Source organism: Thalassospira sp. UBA848 (assembly GCF_002295455.1).
Classification (GTDB): domain Bacteria; phylum Pseudomonadota; class Alphaproteobacteria; order Rhodospirillales; family Thalassospiraceae; genus Thalassospira.
Genome location: NZ_DBGS01000089.1, coordinates 19,909 through 37,138, shown reverse-complemented (window position 1 = coordinate 37,138; position 17,230 = coordinate 19,909). Strand labels below are relative to the sequence as shown.

The following is a 17,230-nucleotide window of genomic DNA, read 5'->3' as shown; positions in this document are numbered from 1 at the left end:
GTCAGGCGGTCTCTGCGTCGATCAGTTGATTAAGGCGATCAATCATCGCCTTGCCGTCATGTCCTGCATCGTTCAGCGTCTCGATCCAGTCATCGATTACCGGCTGGGTGGCTGTCTGCCAGCGTTGAACCTCGTCTTTGGGTATCTCGACGAACTGGTTCCCGCGGTCTGCACACATTTTGTATCCAACCGATTCAAAGCTATCGAACTGTTTGCCGATCTGGCGTGAAAGTTCGATGCCGGAGTTGGCATCAATCACAGCTTTCAGGTCATCCGGCATGCGGTCATAGGCATCACCCGCCATCAACAAGCCAAACGAGTTGGCATAAAGGCCGCGACCACCCTCGGCAGGTGCGCAATGTACTGATGTCAGTTCATGAAGCTTGAACGCAGGGACAACCTCATATGGCAGGCAGGTGCCGTCAATCACGCCATTGGCCAGACCTACTGCCATCTCTGTGACCGGGAAAAAGACCGGCTCCGCGCCCAGAATGGACAAGGCTTTGCCGACACTCTGGTTTGGTGCGCGGATCTGCAGGCCATCCAGGTCCGCCTGACTTTGGATTGGCTGGTCGCGCATGTGGAATTTGCCACCTGCATGAACATGGAATGCCAACGGCTTCATGCCGCGATATTCGTCCTGACCGAACTCATCCATGAATTTATGCATCGCCACCGATGTTGCTTCGGCAGTCGTGACCATGAAGGGCAGGCTGAGCGTCTCGGAAACCGGATAGCGGCCCGGCGTATACACCGTCAATGTCCAGGCGATATCAACGACATTGTTTGCCACCTGATCTGCGAGTTGCGGTGGTTTGCCACCAAGCTGCATGGCCGGGAAAATCTGAATATCAATGCGGCCATCTGATTGCTCGCGAATGGTCTTGGCCCATGGTTCAAAGAATGCTTTGTGCATGGGGGCAACGGGTGGCAGCATGTGGTGCAAACGAAGTGTCACTTCGGCTGCCCGTGCTTTGCCGATGATGGCCGGGGCGGCAAGAGCACCACCCATAATTCCGAGCATCTGTCGGCGGTTCACTGAAAATCCTGACATCGAACGTCTCCTCAAAAATTGGATACACCTTTGTTTGCCGGTGTTCCTGTTCCTACCTGACTGTTCTGGCGACCGCTTTGGTGCGGTTTCTTGCCTGATGTTTTAGGTGCAGAAGAACGACACGCCCCCTGAACCCAAGCGTCACTTGAAATTCGGGGCGCGTTTTTCCAGAAAGGCCCGAAGACCTTCCTGTGCGTCTTCACTTGTTTGGGTCAATGCGGCGCAAAGACTTTCGGTAAACAAACCGTCGGCCTTTGCCATGTCTTCAATCCGGGCCAGTGCCTGGATCATGACATAGTTGGAAAGCTGTGCGTTTTCGGCAACCGTTGCTGCCAGTTCTTCAGCTTTGGATTTTGCATCGTCTTCGGTGTCACACACGTAATGAGACAATCCAAGACGCAGACCATTTTCGGCGTCATATTTCCGCCCGGTCAGCATCATCTCGATCATGCGGTCTGCGCCCAGGATACGGCCGATCCGCACAGAGGCACCACCACCGACAAAGATGCCACGGCGGCCTTCCGGAAGTTGATAAAAGGCTGTCTTGTCGGCAATGCGGATGTGGGTGGCGCTGGCCAGTTCAAGCCCCCCGCCAATCACCGCACCCTTGAGAAGCGAAATGACCGGCAATCCGCCAAACTGGATCATGTCCATGATCCGGTGCCAGTTTCGCGAATGACGCATCGTTTCCGCAGCATTGCGTGCCACATGCTCGGCAAGATCAAGACCTGCAGAAAAGTGCCCCCCTTCCCCGGACAGAATGATGACCCTGACATCCTTGGGCGGGTTGGAGAAAAATGCATCCAGTGCTTCCATGAGCGTATCACTGACGGCGTTTCGCTTGTCAGGTCGCGTGATGGTCAAACGTGCAATCGAACCATCGATCGCAACGTCCAATACGTCATTCGCGCCATTCGTCATGTTCTTGTTCCTTAATTTAACTATCAGTCTGTCTTTATCGGGCCTGGAGGCGAACTGCGCCGTCAAGGCGAACAACAGTGCCGTTGAGCATGGTGTTTTCAACAATGTGCCGCGCCAGATCGGCAAATTCCTGTGCTTTGCCAAGGCGCTTGGGAAACGGGATATTTGCCGCAATTGCTTCGCGGGCTGCATCGGGCAGGGTGTCGGTCATGGCGGTGGCAAACAATCCGGGCGCAATTGCCATCACCCGTACACCGATCCGCGCAAGCTCACGCGCAGCGGGCAGGGTCATTGACGCAATCCCGCCTTTGGACGCCGCATAGGCACACTGACCAATTTGCCCGTCCTCATACCCGACTGACGATGTATTGATGATGACGCCGCGCTCCCCGTCGTCATTAAGAGGGGTCGCTTCAGACATCAGTTGTGCAGCATGACTCATGCTGATGTAGCTGCCCGTCAGGTTGACATTGAGTGTCTTGATGAAATCGTTGATCGGCAGTGTCCCGTCGCGGGGCAAGATGCGGCTTGCTGTGCCGATACCAGCGCAATTAACCAACACGCGCGGGATGCCCAAACTCTGCTTAACCTTCTTGAAGGCCTCTGCAACCGAGTCAGGATCTGAAACATCGACTTCAAAGCCGATGCCGCCCGTTTCGCTTGCAATGCGTTTCGCTGCATCCGGGTCGCGGTCAAATATCGCAACCCGTGCCCCGGCAACCGCAAATGTACGTGCCGTTGCCGCGCCAAGACCGCTTCCGCCGCCTGTTACGATTGCGGGAATCTGATTAAGCAGCATTTCCTCACCTGAGTTTGTTATGTTTTATAACAATTATATTTACACGTCAAAAATGCTGCGTCAATCGCGTTTAATGCGATGAAAATACGGGAAGATTCTCCTGTATTCGCGCGCGATCTATATAATGCAATGCGCGATCATGTTCTTGTCATAGGCACGCTGCAAGATATTCCACTTGATGTAATGATTCATGATTGTTATGAATTATAACAAATAAGAAAAGATAAATTGGAGGTTTCGTCTCATGGCGATGGTTGCTGAACCCGGACTCCGTCCGGTTCGCATGGGTGATACGCGTGTCGCTGTATCAAAGGGAGAAAACGGCACGATCTATATGCGATCGTGTGAAGAGCCGGATGAATACCCGCGTGCCATTACGGACCGCCTAGATCACTGGGCGGAGCAGGCACCGGACAGATTGTTCATTGCTGACCGGGATGCCAAAGGTGAATGGCAATCGCGCACCTATCGGGAAACCCGTGATCAGGTGCGCAGCATTGCGCAGTATCTTTTGGCACAGAACCTGTCAGAAGATCGTCCGGTTCTGGTTTTGTCAGGCAACAGCCTTGAACATGGCCTGTTGGCGCTGGCATCGATGTATGTCGGCATCCCTTATGCGCCAGTCTCACCGGCCTATTCTTTGATTTCCACAGACTATGCCAAGTTGCGTCATATCGTTGATTTGCTGCAACCTGGTCTGATCTTTGTTGATAATGGTGCCAAATACGTCAAGGCACTGGCAGCAGTGATGCCAGCAGATGCGCGCCTCGTCGTGATTGAAAACCCGCTAAGTGCACATCCCTGTGACCTTTTCAGTGATGTCGCGAACACCAAGGCGACCGGCGCTGTTGACAGTGCGAACGCAAACATCACCGAAGACACAATTGCCAAGTTCCTGTTTACATCCGGATCAACGGGTATGCCAAAGGCGGTGATTAATACCCAGCGCATGCTGTGTTTCAATCAGATGATGCTGCGTCATACCCTTGCATTTTTGCAGGACGAGCCCCCCGTTCTTGTTGACTGGTTGCCATGGAATCATACCGCGGGCGGGAACCACAATTTCGGGATCGCCCTCTACAATGGCGGCAGCTTCTATATTGATCAGGGCAAGCCGACACCCGATGGCATTATCGAAACTGTCCGAAATCTCTGCGACGTTTCCCCGACATTGTATTTCAACGTCCCAAAGGGATACGAGGCCCTCGTCCACCACCTTCGGGACAACAAGCGGCTGTGCGAAAGCTTCTTTGCCAGATTGAAACTGATGCAATATGCCGGGGCGGGACTGTCACAGTATGTTTGGGACAGTCTTGAAGAGGTGGCTGTTGATACCGTTGGCGAAAAGGTCATGATCGTCACCGGTTATGGCTCGACGGAAACTGCGCCATTTGCCTTCACAACCACTTGGCCTGTTGATCAGGCCGGAAGTGTTGGTCTGCCTGCCGTCGGTCTCGAAGTCAAACTTGTCCCCAATGCTGAAAAGCAGGAACTGCGCCTGCGTGGGCCAAGCATCACGCCGGGCTACTGGCGTCAGCCGGACAAGACCCGCGAGTCCTTCGATGAAGAAGGCTATTACATGATCGGCGACGCGCTCAAATTTGTAGACCCCGATGATATTGAGCGCGGCTTCCTCTTTGACGGCCGCGTCAGCGAAGATTTCAAGCTTTCGACAGGTACGTGGGTTCATGTCGGCTCCATCCGTACAGCGATTGCCGAGACCTTTGCGCCTTATGTGCGTGATGCGGTTTTGACCGGTCTGAATGAAAATCATATCGGTGCTCTTTTGTTTGCCGATTTCACCGCGTGTCGAAAGCTGTGCGACGACCTGCCCGCAGATGCATCTGAACGTGACATCGCAACCCACCCGGTTGTGCGATCTGTGTTTCAGGAACGTCTTAACGCGCTTGGTGCCAAGGCAACGGGAAGTGCCCAGTTTGTGGCGCGCGCCATTCTGCTGGAAAGCTCGCCCGACCTTGATGCGCATGAAGTGACCGATAAGGGCTCCATTAATCAACGTGCCGTTCAGGCCAAGCGCGCTGACAAGGTTGCGGATCTGTATCGTGATCCGATTCCGGCTGGCGTCATGGTTGCGAAAAAAGGGAACTGACATGGCTGCGAATTCCAAAGGTCTGCGGACCGAGTTTGAAGACGTTTGGCTGCTTGGCGGCAAACGCACACCTTTTATTGACTACACGGGCGCTTTCGGCCTGATTTCGCCGATTGATCTGGGGATCAAGGCCGCACGTGCCGCCATTGCGGATGCCGGGGTGAACGCCGCTGATATCGATTTCACGGTTGCCGGTTCGATGGCCCAGGCGTCTTATGACGCCTATATGACGCCGCGCCATATCGGGTTATACGCGGGCGTTCCCTATGATCGACCAGCGCATCTTGTGCAGCGTATCTGCGGGACAGGCATCGAAGTCATCTTGCAGGCGGCGGACCATATTTCGCTTGGTCGTGGTGATCTGGCGCTATGCGTTGGCACAGAATCCATGAGCCGCAACCCGATTGCGGCCTATACCCATCGCAGTGGTTTTCGCATGGGGCAGGTCGAATTCAAGGATTTCCTGTGGGAAGCCCTTCTGGATCCGGCCGTTAGTTGCACCATGGGCGATACGGCCGAAAACCTTGCCAAGAAATACAACATCACCCGTGAAGAAGTGGATCGTTTTGCCGAACGCAGTTTTGCGCGCGCGGTCAGTGCGCAGCAAAATGGGTTCCTCGGTGGCGAGATTGTCGCCGTCACCAATGAAACCTTTGAAATGGAAAACGGTAATCCGCGCACCATCAAACTCCCGCGCAAGGTCGAAGCCGTTGACGCCGACAGTCACATTCGCCCGTCTCCCTATGAAATCCTGTCCAAGCTTCGCCCGGCATTCGGGGGTGTCCAGACCGGCGGTAATTCATCTGCCGTGGTTGACGGTGCCGCCGGTGTGGTTCTGGGAAGTTCCGAATATGCCAAGCGCAACGGTCTGACACCGCATGCGCGCATTATTGCGGGCGCGGCTGTGGGTGTGCCGCCGGAAATCATGGGTATCGGCCCGGTGCCAGCCATTCAGGCGGTTCTTGATCAAACCGGTTTGACCGTTGATCAGATTGACCGGATCGAAATCAACGAGGCCTTTGGGGCACAGATCCTGGCCTGTATTCGCGAACTTGGCTTGGACGAGGACAAGGTCAACGTTAATGGCGGCGCAATTGCGATTGGTCATCCGCTTGGCGCGACCGGCGTGCGCATTACCAACACGCTTGCGCGCGAACTGACCAAATCCGGCGGTCGCTATGGCATCGCATCCGCCTGCATCGGCGGTGGTCAGGGCATTGCAGTTTTGATCGAAAATTCAGAATTGGCATAGGCACGATCCAAGGCGCCATCCGCTGCGCCGGTTCGCGACAACCGGAGACGTTATTTTTAGCCGGGACATTGGTTTTGGGCCCGGTTTGGCGATCAGCCCAACCCTTGGAGCAAAAATTTCCAAGGGTGGTCTGATCAAATCGAGAAACCGACAGACAAGGCAACAAAAACAAAATTGCCGGTGCCGGTTTGCTCAGGGAGGAAACAATGAAACGACTTAAACTTGGTTCAGTGATTGCCTTGGCTTCAGTTGCTGCTATGTCGGCCATTTCCGGTGCGTCTGCGCAGGAAGTGAATTTCCGTCTGGCCCATTGGTTGCCGCCAACCCACCCGGTCCAAACCATGGGTCTTGAGGATTGGACTAACTCTATTCGTGATGCATCGGGCGGCAAAATCGACTTCACGATTTTCCCGGCCCAGCAACTGGGCTCAGCACCTGATCACTATGACATGACCCGCGATGGCATTGCCGATATCGGCTATATCAATCCGGGTTATCAGGCCGGGCGTTTCCCGATCTATGGCCTGACCGAGGTGCCCTTCAATGTGAAGGATGCGGTCAATGGGTCGGTCGCCCTTCACAAGTGGTATGCCAACTACGCCGAACAGGAAATGCCGGAAGTCAAACTGTGTCTGGTGAACCCGCATGACCCCGGCACCATCCATTCAAAAATGCCCGTCCGTGTGCCAGAAGACATCAACGGCCATGCGGTGCGCCCGGCCCATGCCACCATGGCACGGTTTGTAAACCTGCTGGGTGGGGCAAGTGTTCAGGTCCCCGCCCCCGAGGCCCGCGAAGCCATTGCCAAGGGCACGGCAGATGCGATCACCTTCCCGTGGAACTCGATCTATATCTTCGGGATTGATCAGGAAACCAAATATCACCTTGATATGCCGTTCTATGTCTCCTCGCAGATCCTTGTGATCAATCGCGGTGTCTATGACGGATTGTCGGCCGAAAACCGCAAGGTCATGGATGATCACTGCACGCCGGAATGGTCCGGTCGTTTTTCCAAGGGCTGGGCTGAAAACGAGGCATCTGGTCGCGACAAGATGATGGCATCGGGCGATCACGAACTGTATCAGCCGACCGCCGATGAACTGCAACAATGGCGCGATGCCGCCGAACCGCTTGTTGCCCAATGGCGCGAAAGTGTTACGGCCAAAGGCGGTGATGCCGATGCCATTTACAAGGCTTTCATCGACGCGCTCCAAGCCGAGAACGCCAAGTATTGATGACACTCCCTGTATCGGCAGCATCAAAGGTCGGTGCTGCCGGTACCTCTGAAAGTGTATAGATCATGCGGGTTCTTCATCGCTCCCTGACATATCTCGAAGCCTTTTCGCGCAAGGTCGAAATGGTCTCTGCCATTTTGCTTGCGCTGATCACGCTGCTGGTTCTGGCATCCGCAATTGGTCGTTACCTGTTTGCATGGCCGATCCCGGATGCATTTGATTTTTCGCGCCTGTTTCTGGGCGTGGTCATCATGTGGGGCTTTGCCTGCGTGGGGTATCGCGGGTCGCACATCAAGGTCGATCTGTTTGCCCTGATGCTGCCCGCACGTGTTCGTCGATGGACGGATTTCTTTGCCTGGCTTGTCTTGCTGGGCTTCACCGGCTTGCTGTGCTGGAAGATGCTGGCGCGTGTCACCAGCGCCTATAACAGTGGCGAGACGACATTTGATCTGCAAGTGCCCGTCTGGCCGGTCATGGGGCTGATCTGGCTTGGCGTTGCGGTCAGCATGCTGACCATTCTGGCGCGTGCCTTGATGATCGCGCTGACCAATGCCGGTCTGGATGATTTTGAACCCGCCGAGTCAGAGCCGCATATTGCCTCTGACCCGCAAAAACAAAAGCAAACTGGTGGTTCAGGGGGAAGTGATGACTGAAGCCGATTTTGTCGCACTGGGCGGGTTTGTTGCGCTGTTTGCCCTGATGCTGCTTCGGGTTCCAATCGGCATTGCGATGGGGATTGTCGGTGTCGGCGGCTTCGCCGCAATTGTTGGCCCGACGCCTGCACTCAACCTACTGGCGCAGTCGCCGATCCGCACCATCACCGACTTTAACCTCAGCCTCATTCCGTTCTTTATCCTGATGGGCGTTCTTGCCACCAATTCCGGCATGTCGCGCGAACTGTTTCGCGCAGGGCAGGCGTGGCTGGGATCATTTCGGGGCGGCATGGCGCTTTCGACCATTGCATCCTGTGCCGGGTTTGCCGCCATATCGGGTTCATCGGTGGCAACAGCGGCAACCATGACCAAGGTCGCTTTGCCGGAAATGCAGCGCAGCGGTTATCGCGATCACGTAGCGACCGGGGTGATTGCCGCGGGCGGAACGCTTGGCATTCTGATCCCGCCATCGGTTGTTCTGGCGGTGTATGGCTTCATCACCGAACAGGATGTCGGCAAGCTTTTCATCGCCGGAATCATTCCCGGCCTTTTGGCGATTGTGATGTATATGCTGGCCTTTCGGGTGACCTATGCCCGAGGGTTGCCGGCGGGCGAACCGTTTGATTTGCGCAATTCCATTCGCTCCTTGCGCGATGTCTGGGCGGTCCTGGCCCTGTTCATCGCCATTATTGGCAGCATCTATCTGGGTGTGGTGACCGCGACCGAGGCCGCCGCAGTTGGGTCTGTCCTGACTGCCCTGATCGGGGTGATCCGCGGTCGGCTTGGCTGGCGCAGCATTCTTGATAGCCTGATTGAGGCCCTGCGCACCTCGGTTGCGATCTATACCATCCTGATCGGGGCGATCCTGTTTGGCTATTTCCTGGCCATCACCCAGACCCCGCAAAAGATCACCGCATGGCTGGTCGGGCTTGATATCGGGGCCTATCCGACACTTGCCCTGATCCTTGTGTTTTTCCTGTTGCTGGGCTGCATCCTTGATGCCATGGCGATGATCATTCTTCTGGTGCCCATCGTGTTTCCGGTGGTCACCCAGTTGGGGTTTGATCCGATCTGGTTTGGCATCATCGTTGTCATGACGGTTGAACTTGGCCTGATCACCCCGCCAGTCGGGATGAATGTGTTTGTCATCAATTCGATTGCCCGCGAAGTGCCCCTGCAAAAGGTGTTTCAGGGTGTCATCCCGTTTGTTGCGGTCGACATCATTCGCCTGATCCTGCTGGTGTTGGTGCCATCCATCGTTCTTTTCCTGCCGACGACCATGAACTAAAGAGGCCGATATGAAGCTTGAGCTTGAACATTTTTGCGATCTGACGGTCGAGCTGGAAGCCCCGATGGAGCTTGGCAACTCGATGCGCGGCACACGCCGGATCATTCCGATCATTGGCGGGCATGTCGAAGGCAAATCGTTGAACGGCCGCGTTCTGGCATTGGGTGCTGACTGGCAAACTGTTTTTGAAAACGGTGTGGCCGAACTCGATACCCGATATTGCATCGAAACCCATGACGGGGCGCTGATTGATATCCGCAATTTCGGTTTCCGGCATGGCCCCAAGGATGTTCTGGACGCGCTTGCACGCGGCGAACATGTCGATCCGTCGAAATATTACATGCGCACGCAGCCCCGGTTTGAAACCGGCGATGAACGCTATAGCTGGCTGAACCATCGCATCTTTGTCGGATCCGGGCAGCGCGAAAAAAGCACGGTTTATGTGTCGGTCTATGAAGTTCTGTGACAACTGCGTTGGCCATGACGCAAACAAAAACGCCCCCAGAAATCGGGGGCGTTTTTTCATTTTCAGTTCTTTGCCTAGAACACCACACTTGGTAGCCAGTTGGCGAGTGACGGCCACAGCCAGATCACGAAAATGCCAAACAGCTGCAGGGCGATGAACGGAATGACGCCCTGATAAATCTGGCCGGTGGTGATTTCCGGCGGGGCGGCACTGCGCAGGTAAAACAGCGAGAAGCCAAATGGCGGGGTCAGGAACGATGTCTGCAGGTTGATCGCAATCAGGATCGCCAGCCACACCGGATCATGGCCCATCATGATCAGGCCCGGCGCAATCAGCGGCAGCAGGATCACCGTGATTTCAACGAAATCAAGGAAGAAGCCCAGCACAAAGATCAACGCCATACAGAAGATCAGCGCCCCTGTCGGACCACCCGGCATGGATTCAAGGATTTCTTCTACATGCTCTTCGCCGCCTAGCCCGATAAACACCAGCGAGAACATGCTGGCCGTCAGGATGGTGGCAAAGATCATTGAGCTGACCGTCATGGTCGACGTCAGGGCCGATTTCAGAATGTCGGTCTTCCATGCCTGACGCAGGCAGGCGAGGATCGCGATAATCCCGACAACAGCCAGCGTCACATAACCAGCTCCCAACACATAATCAAAACCGGTCAGGTCACTGCGCTGGAAACGCACTGGCGCGACACCAGCCATGACGGCAAGAATCAAAAGTGCCACAGTCCCGGTCAGAACCAGATTGCGGTTCGCCCCCTGACGGACGCCCGCCATCAGGATCGCGCCGATTGCACCCACTGATGCCGCCTCGGTCGGGGTGGCGACCCCACCCAGAATGGCCCCAAGAACGGCAATGATCAGAAGCACAGGCGGCAAAACCGCCCCGACCACTTCGCCCACACTGGGGCGACCATCATCACTTTGAACCGGGGGCATATCGGCCGGGCGGAACACCCCGCGCAGCAGGATATAGATGATATAGATTGCCACCAGCGTCAGGCCGGGGATCAGCGCGCCGGCAAAAATCTGCCCGACCGAAATGGTTTCAATCGTGAACTTGCCCTGTTCATATTGCGCCTGCTGATAGGCCGACGACATCACGTCCGACAGAATGATCAAAAGCGTCGAGGGCGGGATAATCTGGCCCAATGTGCCTGCCGTGCAGACAAGACCCGATGCCATTTTCGGGTTATATCCGGTGCGCAACATGGTTGGCAGGGCAATCATGCCCATGGCAATGACAGTGGCCCCGACAATCCCGGTCGAGGCCGCAAGCAACGCCCCCACCAGCACCACCGAAATGCCCAGACCGCCACGCAACTGACCAAACAGTCGGCCCATGGTATGGAGCAAATCTTCGGCAATGCGGGATCGTTCAAGGACGACACCCATGACGACAAACAGCGGGATGGCGATCAGGACATCATTGGTCAGCGTACCAAACACGCGCTGCCCGAACGCCCCCATCAGGCCGATATTCATCGAATCCGTGACCCAGCCGAGATAGCCGAAAATCACCGCCGTTCCGGCAATCGAAAACGACACCGGAAAGCCCAGAAGGATGCAGCCCATCAGGGCGGCAAACATCAAAAGATCAAGATATTCCATTAGCTTTGCACACCCCGGTCTTCAACGCCACTGCGCAAGGCAATGATCTGTCTGAGCAAGCAGGCGACAGACTGAATAATCAAAAGAATGCAAAAGGCCGGTATCAGTGATTTCAAAAGCCAGACGGCGGGAATGCCACCCACCGAAATGGCCCCTTCCATCATCGCGACCGAATTGACCACCGACGGCCAGGTCCAATACAGCAGGGCTGCCATCGACGGGATTGCCAGTACCACATAGCCAAACGCATCGATCCGCGCCTTGGTCCTGTCGGTGGCTGCGGCATAAAAAATGTCCACGCGGACATGGCCATCAACCAACAGCGTATAGCCCGCCCCCAACATGAACAAAGCGGCATGCAGATACAGAACGCTTTCATTTAGCGCGATTGAACTGAACCCGAAAACATAGCGCAGCAAGACCACGGTAAATTGCAACAGAACCATTAAAAGTGCGAACCAGCGCACAGTCTTTCCGGTCCAAATGTTTACCTGATCAAGTGCATCAGCAAGGCGTTGCATGACATCTCCCCGCGAAAGGCACGCCTGAAAAGAAAAAACCGACGCTGGTTTGTCCAGCGTCGGTTTCAGTGTTTATCAGAAGCCGAGCGCTTTGGCGCGTGCATTCATCTGACCGTTATCGGCATAGGTCATGTAACCGCCGATCAGGTCACGGTAAGAAACAAAGCTTTCCGTAACTTTCCGGGTCAGTGCATCGTCGCTTTCGCGCAGATCTGCAATCACCTCGGCACCGGCTTTGGCCATGGCTTCGACAACTTCGTCCGGAAGCTTGCGAACCTTGACATCCTGTTCTGCAACAAGCTGTTTCAGCGCCATGGCATGCTTGGTCTCGTACTCGGTCCAGACTTCGTTATAAAGGCTGTCTGCCGCGAACTTGACCACTGCTTTCAGGTCATCGGGAAGATCGGCATAGGCCTTGGCGTTCACCGCACATTCCTCGGCTGAGGACGGCTCGCCAACACCCGGCCAGTAGTAGTTCTTGGCAACCTGATAGAAGCCAAGCGCACTGTCACTCCACGGGCCAATGAACTCACCGGCATCAAGCGCACCAGACTGAAGTGCCTGGAACATGTCACGACCGCCCATGGCCTGAACCGCCATGCCAAGCTTCGAGCACATCTCCGATGCCAGACCGGTGGTACGGAACTTGAGACCCTTGAGGTCATCTACCGAGTTGATTTCGTTGCGGAACCAACCTGCCCACTGCGGGCCGGAGTTACCGCAAAGGAACGGTTTCAGACCGAACTGACCATAGACTTCGTCATACAGTTCCTGACCGCCACCATAGTTCAGCCAGCCAACCTGTTCATCGGCACGCAGGCCAAACGGCTGCGAGCCAAACAGAAGGATACCTTTGGATTTCGAACCCCAGTATGCCGGAACCGCGTGATAAATCTCGGCCGTACCTTCGGCGACGGCGTCAAAAACACCATTGCCCGGAACCAGTTCGCCAGCCGCATGAAGTTTGACTTCAAGACGACCGCCCGAAAGTGTGGTGATACGGTCTGCCAGTTTCTGTGCAGCAACACCCGGCCCAGGCAGGTTTTTCGGCCATGCGGTAACCATGTTCCACTGGCGTTTGTCCTGTGCGATGGCAGGGGTTGCGAATGTTGCAGCGGCCGCTGCACCTGCGCCGGCAACACCGGCGGTCAGAAATTCACGTCTTTTCATGTTAAGAAGCCTCCTTGATTGTACCCCAAAAGGGCGGTGCAGGGGCAATCGTCATTGCCCCCACGTGAAAGTTCGACTTACTTGCCGAGAATCCCGGGCAGGTTCAGCCCGTGTTCTCGTGCGCAATCCAGTGCGATGTCATATCCTGCATCCGCATGACGCATCACACCGGTTGCGGGATCGTTCCAAAGGACGCGTTCGACCCTTCGTGCGGCATCTTCTGTACCGTCACAACAAATCACCATGCCGGAATGCTGCGAGAAGCCCATTCCGACACCGCCGCCATGATGCAGCGATACCCAGGTTGCCCCGGACGCCGTATTCAGCAGCGCATTAAGCAACGGCCAGTCACTGACCGCATCCGAGCCATCTTTCATGGCTTCGGTCTCGCGGTTCGGGCTTGCGACCGAACCGCTGTCAAGATGGTCACGCCCGATGACGACCGGGGCTTTCAGTTCACCATTCTTGACCATTTCGTTAAACGCCATACCCAGACGATGGCGCTGTCCCAGACCGACCCAGCAAATACGTGCCGGCAGGCCCTGGAACGAAATGCGTTCGCGCGCCATGTCCAGCCAGTTATGCAGGTGCGGATCATCGGGGATCAGTTCCTTGACCTTCTGGTCGGTCTTGTAGATGTCCTCCGGATCACCCGAAAGGGCCGCCCAGCGGAACGGACCGATGCCCTTGCAGAACAGCGGGCGGATATAGGCCGGAACAAACCCCGGGAAAGCAAAGGCGTTTTCAAACCCTTCCTCAAGCGCCATCTGACGGATGTTGTTGCCGTAATCGACCGTCGGGACGCCCGCCTCGTGGAAGGCAACCATGGCCTCGACCTGAACGCGCATTGATGCACGCGCGGCCTTGGAGACAGCCTTGGGATCGGATTCCTGCTTTTCACGCCATTCGGCAACGGTCCAACCCTGCGGCAGGTATCCGTGCACCGGATCATGTGCTGATGTCTGGTCGGTGACGATGTCCGGGCGAACGCCGCGCTTGACCAGTTCCGGGAAGACATCGGCCGCATTGCCGATCAGGGCAACGGACTTGGCTTCGCCTGCCTTGGTCCAGCGTTCGATCATTTCAAGCGCTTCGTCCAGCGAATGGGTTTTCTCGTCGACATAACGGGTGCGCAGGCGGAAGTCTGCACGGGTTTCATCGCACTCGACTGCCAAACAGCACGCCCCGGCCATCACAGCGGCCAACGGCTGTGCGCCACCCATGCCGCCAAGACCACCGGTCAGAATCCATTTGCCCTTAAGGTCACCGTCATAATGCTGACGGCCTGCCTCGACAAAGGTTTCATAGGTGCCCTGAACGATGCCCTGTGACCCGATATAGATCCACGAACCCGCCGTCATCTGGCCATACATCGCCAGACCTTTCTTATCGAGTTCGTTGAAATGGTCCCAGTTGGCCCAATGCGGCACAAGGTTGGAGTTCGCGATCAGAACACGCGGCGCATCCTTGTGGGTGCGGAATACACCAACCGGCTTGCCTGACTGCACCAGAAGGGTCTGGTCATCTTCAAGTTCCTTCAGGCTGGCAACGATCTGGTCATAGTCCTTCCAGGTGCGCGCTGCCCGGCCAATGCCGCCATAAACAACCAGCTCATGCGGGTTTTCGGCAACATCGGGATGCAGGTTGTTCATCAACATGCGCATCGGAGCTTCAGTCAGCCAGCTTTTCGCCGAAATTTCGCTCCCGGTGTCGGGATAGATATCACGCTGGTTGTGACGCGGATTGTTGGTCATGACTTGCCTCTTAGTGCTGGGGCCAAATCGGCCAGTGTCTTAAGGATTTCAGTAAGATGCGTGCGCAATTTTGCTGCACGGCTTTCGTCATAGGACCAAGGGGCTTCCTCGGCCGTCAGATAGGTGGATTGCGCCAGTTCCATCTGGATGGCGTGCTGATTGATCTCCGGGCGACCGTAATGGCGGGTGGTCCAGCCACCCTTGAAACGACCGTTCAGAACCGCACTGTATCCTTGGGCCTGCGAACAGATTTCTGATGTCAGCGTTTCGATCATCGGATCGCATGTCGCGCCCAGATTGGTGCCGATATTGAAGTCCGGCAGGGTCCCGTCAAACAGGAACGGAATGTTTGAGCGGATCGAATGGCAATCATAAAGGATCGCCACACCGTGTTTGGCGCGAACGCGCTTAAGCTCGGCGGCCAGTGCCTGATGATAGGGCGCGTGGAAGGTTGCCGCCCGATAGGCAATGTCGTCTTCGGTCGGGGCAACGTCCCAGATATTTTCGCCGTCAAAATCGGTCAGCGGCACAAGGGTGGTGGTGTTCTGACCGGGATAAAGGCTGACACCTTCGGGGTCACGGTTGGCATCAATCACATAACGATGGAACGTTGCGCGGACCGTGGTCGCGCCATCCAGCAACCCGTCATAAAGGGTGTGAATATGCCAGTCGGTATCAGCCAGTTCACGGCCACGATCATTCAGCTTTGCGGCAATGTCACCCGGCACATAAGTACCCGTGTGGGGAAGACCCAGAACGATCGGGCTATCGCCGCGTTTGATTTCAACCGGGTTGGTCATGATCAGGCATCCTCCCCAACGACAAAGCCCGAAAGCTTGGCCGCGGCGACAAGGGTGCCGTGGCTCACAAGCTCTGCGGCCTTGGCCAGATCCGGCGCCATGTAACGGTCTTCCTTGACGGTCGGGATGTCGGCACGAACCGATTTCAAAACATTGAGCAGCCCCGGGCTGGTTTTAAGCGGGGCACGGAATTCAACACCCTGCGCGGCACAGATCAGCTCGACACCAAGAATGTTGGAAAGATTGGCATTCATGCGGGCCAGGCGGCGTGCGCCGTGGGCCGCCATCGACACGTGGTCTTCCTGATTGGCACTGGTCGGTGTGCTATCGGTCGAGCAAGGGTTGGCCAGATGCTTGTTTTCACTCATCAGGGCTGCGGTCGTGACCTCGGCAATCATCAGACCGGAATTCAGGCCGGGCTCCGGGGTCAGGAACGGTGGCAAATCATGTGACAGGGTCGGATCGACCATCAATGCGACACGGCGCTGGGCAATCGCGCCGATCTCGGCAACGGCAAGGGCGATTTGATCGGCGGCAAAGGCCACGGGCTCGGCATGGAAGTTGCCACCCGAAACAATGCGGCCGTCTTCTTTCAGAACCAGCGGGTTGTCAGTCACGGCATTGGCTTCGATCTCAAGCGTCTGACCGGCAAAGCGCAGCAAATCCATCGCCGCCCCGGTGACTTGCGGCTGGCAGCGGATGCAATAGGGGTCCTGAACGCGAGTATCGCCTTCGCGGTGGCTTTCGCGGATTTCAGACCCGTTCATCAGGTCACGCATCGCACGTGCGACATTGATCTGGCCCGGATGGCCGCGAAGGGTATGGATTTCATCGACCAGCGGCGCGGTCGATCCCATGATCGCATCGGTTGAAAGCGATGCTGTGACAATCGAACTTGCCGCATTGCGCCATGCCGAAAACAGCCCGACCAGCGCGCAGGCTGTGGAAAACTGCGTACCGTTAATCAGCGCCAGGCCCTCTTTCGGGCCCAGCACGACCGGGGTCAGGTCGGCCTTGGCAAGTGCCTCCCCACCCGGAAGGGTTTTACCTTCATATGTGGCTTCGCCCGCGCCGATCATGACGGCTGCCATGTGCGCCAGCGGGGCCAGATCGCCCGATGCGCCAACCGATCCTTGCGACGGGACGACGGGGGTAACACCCTTGGCCAGCATGCCTTCGATCAGTTCGATCAGATCCCAACGCACACCAGATGCGCCGCGCCCAAGCGACAGCAACTTCAACGCCATCATCAAACGGGTGGTCGCGATATCAAGCGGCTCACCCACGCCGCAGCAATGGCTGAGGATCAGGTTGCGTTGCAGGGTTTCGGTATCTTCCGGGGCAATCTTGACCGAGGCCAGTTTGCCAAAGCCGGTATTCACGCCATATACCGCATCGCTGCCATCGGCGGCCTTGCGCACCATTGCGTGCGCCGCTTCAACATCGTCGCGGGCCGATGGGTCGAGTTTGACTGCGACCTGATCACGCCAGATGCGTTCAAGCTCTGCCAGTTTGACCGAGGCGGGGATAAGGGTGACAGTCATAATCTATCCTCAGGGCATATGTTGATGCGGTGGCGCAGTTA

15 protein-coding genes are annotated in these 17,230 nt (G+C 56.3%); 6 read left to right on the top strand and 9 right to left on the bottom strand.

Going from position 1 to position 17,230, the window contains the following annotated elements; genetic code table 11:
* Nucleotide 1: 1 nt before the first annotated feature.
* The 3 genes from B2R48_RS12475 to B2R48_RS12465 all read right to left on the bottom strand — a co-directional run bounded on the left by B2R48_RS12475 (nucleotide 2) and on the right by B2R48_RS12465 (nucleotide 2,774).
* On the bottom strand, nucleotides 2–1,054 hold the full coding sequence (locus B2R48_RS12475) for a TRAP transporter substrate-binding protein (protein ID WP_213474106.1): 1,053 nt from the start codon (nucleotides 1,052–1,054) through the stop codon (nucleotides 2–4).
* A gap of 141 nt (nucleotides 1,055–1,195) precedes the next feature.
* The gene (locus B2R48_RS12470) at nucleotides 1,196–1,975 is read right to left on the bottom strand and encodes a crotonase/enoyl-CoA hydratase family protein (RefSeq protein ID WP_213474105.1); all 780 of its coding nucleotides are present in this window, start codon (nucleotides 1,973–1,975) and stop codon (nucleotides 1,196–1,198) included.
* Nucleotides 1,976–2,009: 34 nt separating this feature from the next.
* Entirely contained in the window at nucleotides 2,010–2,774 is a 765-nt protein-coding gene (locus B2R48_RS12465; protein ID WP_062955849.1) for an SDR family NAD(P)-dependent oxidoreductase, read from the bottom strand.
* A 244-nt stretch (nucleotides 2,775–3,018) separates the two neighbouring features.
* On the opposite strand from B2R48_RS12465, the gene B2R48_RS12460 reads away from it, so the two are divergent.
* From B2R48_RS12460 to B2R48_RS12435, 6 genes are all read left to right on the top strand, one after another.
* Entirely contained in the window at nucleotides 3,019–4,884 is a 1,866-nt protein-coding gene (locus B2R48_RS12460; protein ID WP_249742093.1) for a feruloyl-CoA synthase, read from the top strand.
* A 1-nt stretch (nucleotide 4,885) separates the two neighbouring features.
* Nucleotides 4,886–6,136, top strand: coding sequence for a thiolase family protein (locus B2R48_RS12455; protein ID WP_297000832.1), 1,251 nt, complete (start codon nucleotides 4,886–4,888; stop codon nucleotides 6,134–6,136).
* A gap of 206 nt (nucleotides 6,137–6,342) precedes the next feature.
* Nucleotides 6,343–7,371 carry a TRAP transporter substrate-binding protein gene (locus tag B2R48_RS12450; protein ID WP_062955847.1) on the top strand — a complete coding sequence of 343 codons (1,029 nt, stop codon included), beginning with the start codon at nucleotides 6,343–6,345 and terminating at the stop codon, nucleotides 7,369–7,371.
* A gap of 65 nt (nucleotides 7,372–7,436) precedes the next feature.
* Complete coding sequence (locus tag B2R48_RS12445; RefSeq protein ID WP_297000828.1) at nucleotides 7,437–8,024, top strand: TRAP transporter small permease; 588 nt, start codon at nucleotides 7,437–7,439, stop codon at nucleotides 8,022–8,024.
* On the top strand, nucleotides 8,017–9,312 hold the full coding sequence (locus tag B2R48_RS12440) for a TRAP transporter large permease (protein WP_297000825.1): 1,296 nt from the start codon (nucleotides 8,017–8,019) through the stop codon (nucleotides 9,310–9,312). The genes B2R48_RS12445 and B2R48_RS12440 overlap by 8 nt, the downstream gene beginning before the upstream one ends.
* Before the next feature lie 10 nt (nucleotides 9,313–9,322).
* Complete coding sequence (locus tag B2R48_RS12435) at nucleotides 9,323–9,778, top strand: DUF3237 domain-containing protein (RefSeq protein ID WP_063089091.1); 456 nt, start codon at nucleotides 9,323–9,325, stop codon at nucleotides 9,776–9,778.
* 74 nt (nucleotides 9,779–9,852) lie between these two features.
* Here the strand turns inward: B2R48_RS12435 and B2R48_RS12430 are convergent, their stop codons facing one another.
* From B2R48_RS12430 to hutH, 6 genes are all read right to left on the bottom strand, one after another.
* Nucleotides 9,853–11,400, bottom strand: coding sequence for a TRAP transporter large permease (locus B2R48_RS12430; protein WP_213474100.1), 1,548 nt, complete (start codon nucleotides 11,398–11,400; stop codon nucleotides 9,853–9,855).
* Entirely contained in the window at nucleotides 11,400–11,921 is a 522-nt protein-coding gene (locus B2R48_RS12425; protein WP_213474099.1) for a TRAP transporter small permease subunit, read from the bottom strand. Before B2R48_RS12425 ends, B2R48_RS12430 begins: the two co-directional genes overlap by 1 nt.
* A 75-nt stretch (nucleotides 11,922–11,996) precedes the next feature.
* Nucleotides 11,997–13,091: a TRAP transporter substrate-binding protein gene (locus B2R48_RS12420; RefSeq protein ID WP_213474098.1), complete on the bottom strand. Its 1,095-nt coding sequence runs from the start codon at nucleotides 13,089–13,091 to the stop codon at nucleotides 11,997–11,999.
* A gap of 77 nt (nucleotides 13,092–13,168) precedes the next feature.
* Nucleotides 13,169–14,845 carry a urocanate hydratase gene (gene hutU / locus B2R48_RS12415; protein WP_213474097.1) on the bottom strand — a complete coding sequence of 559 codons (1,677 nt, stop codon included), beginning with the start codon at nucleotides 14,843–14,845 and terminating at the stop codon, nucleotides 13,169–13,171.
* Nucleotides 14,842–15,645 carry an N-formylglutamate deformylase gene (gene hutG, locus B2R48_RS12410; protein ID WP_297000818.1) on the bottom strand — a complete coding sequence of 268 codons (804 nt, stop codon included), beginning with the start codon at nucleotides 15,643–15,645 and terminating at the stop codon, nucleotides 14,842–14,844. The genes hutU and hutG overlap by 4 nt, the downstream gene beginning before the upstream one ends.
* A 2-nt stretch (nucleotides 15,646–15,647) precedes the next feature.
* Complete coding sequence (hutH, locus tag B2R48_RS12405) at nucleotides 15,648–17,189, bottom strand: histidine ammonia-lyase (RefSeq protein ID WP_297000815.1); 1,542 nt, start codon at nucleotides 17,187–17,189, stop codon at nucleotides 15,648–15,650.
* Nucleotides 17,190–17,230: the final 41 nt, after the last annotated feature.

Excerpts from the sequence above, each read along its gene's own strand:
- B2R48_RS12475 (WP_213474106.1), bottom strand. The coding sequence starts at position 1,054 with ATGTCAGGATTTTCAGTGAACCGCCGACAGATGCTCGGAATTATGGGT.
- B2R48_RS12470 (WP_213474105.1), bottom strand. The coding sequence starts at position 1,975 with ATGACGAATGGCGCGAATGACGTATTGGACGTTGCGATCGATGGTTCG.
- B2R48_RS12465 (WP_062955849.1), bottom strand. The coding sequence starts at position 2,774 with ATGCTGCTTAATCAGATTCCCGCAATCGTAACAGGCGGCGGAAGCGGT.
- B2R48_RS12460 (WP_249742093.1), top strand. The coding sequence starts at position 3,019 with ATGGCGATGGTTGCTGAACCCGGACTCCGTCCGGTTCGCATGGGTGAT.
- B2R48_RS12455 (WP_297000832.1), top strand. The coding sequence starts at position 4,886 with ATGGCTGCGAATTCCAAAGGTCTGCGGACCGAGTTTGAAGACGTTTGG.
- B2R48_RS12450 (WP_062955847.1), top strand. The coding sequence starts at position 6,343 with ATGAAACGACTTAAACTTGGTTCAGTGATTGCCTTGGCTTCAGTTGCT.
- B2R48_RS12445 (WP_297000828.1), top strand. The coding sequence starts at position 7,437 with ATGCGGGTTCTTCATCGCTCCCTGACATATCTCGAAGCCTTTTCGCGC.
- B2R48_RS12440 (WP_297000825.1), top strand. The coding sequence starts at position 8,017 with ATGACTGAAGCCGATTTTGTCGCACTGGGCGGGTTTGTTGCGCTGTTT.
- B2R48_RS12435 (WP_063089091.1), top strand. The coding sequence starts at position 9,323 with ATGAAGCTTGAGCTTGAACATTTTTGCGATCTGACGGTCGAGCTGGAA.
- B2R48_RS12430 (WP_213474100.1), bottom strand. The coding sequence starts at position 11,400 with ATGGAATATCTTGATCTTTTGATGTTTGCCGCCCTGATGGGCTGCATC.
- B2R48_RS12425 (WP_213474099.1), bottom strand. The coding sequence starts at position 11,921 with ATGCAACGCCTTGCTGATGCACTTGATCAGGTAAACATTTGGACCGGA.
- B2R48_RS12420 (WP_213474098.1), bottom strand. The coding sequence starts at position 13,091 with ATGAAAAGACGTGAATTTCTGACCGCCGGTGTTGCCGGCGCAGGTGCA.
- hutU (WP_213474097.1), bottom strand. The coding sequence starts at position 14,845 with ATGACCAACAATCCGCGTCACAACCAGCGTGATATCTATCCCGACACC.
- hutG (WP_297000818.1), bottom strand. The coding sequence starts at position 15,645 with ATGACCAACCCGGTTGAAATCAAACGCGGCGATAGCCCGATCGTTCTG.
- hutH (WP_297000815.1), bottom strand. The coding sequence starts at position 17,189 with ATGACTGTCACCCTTATCCCCGCCTCGGTCAAACTGGCAGAGCTTGAA.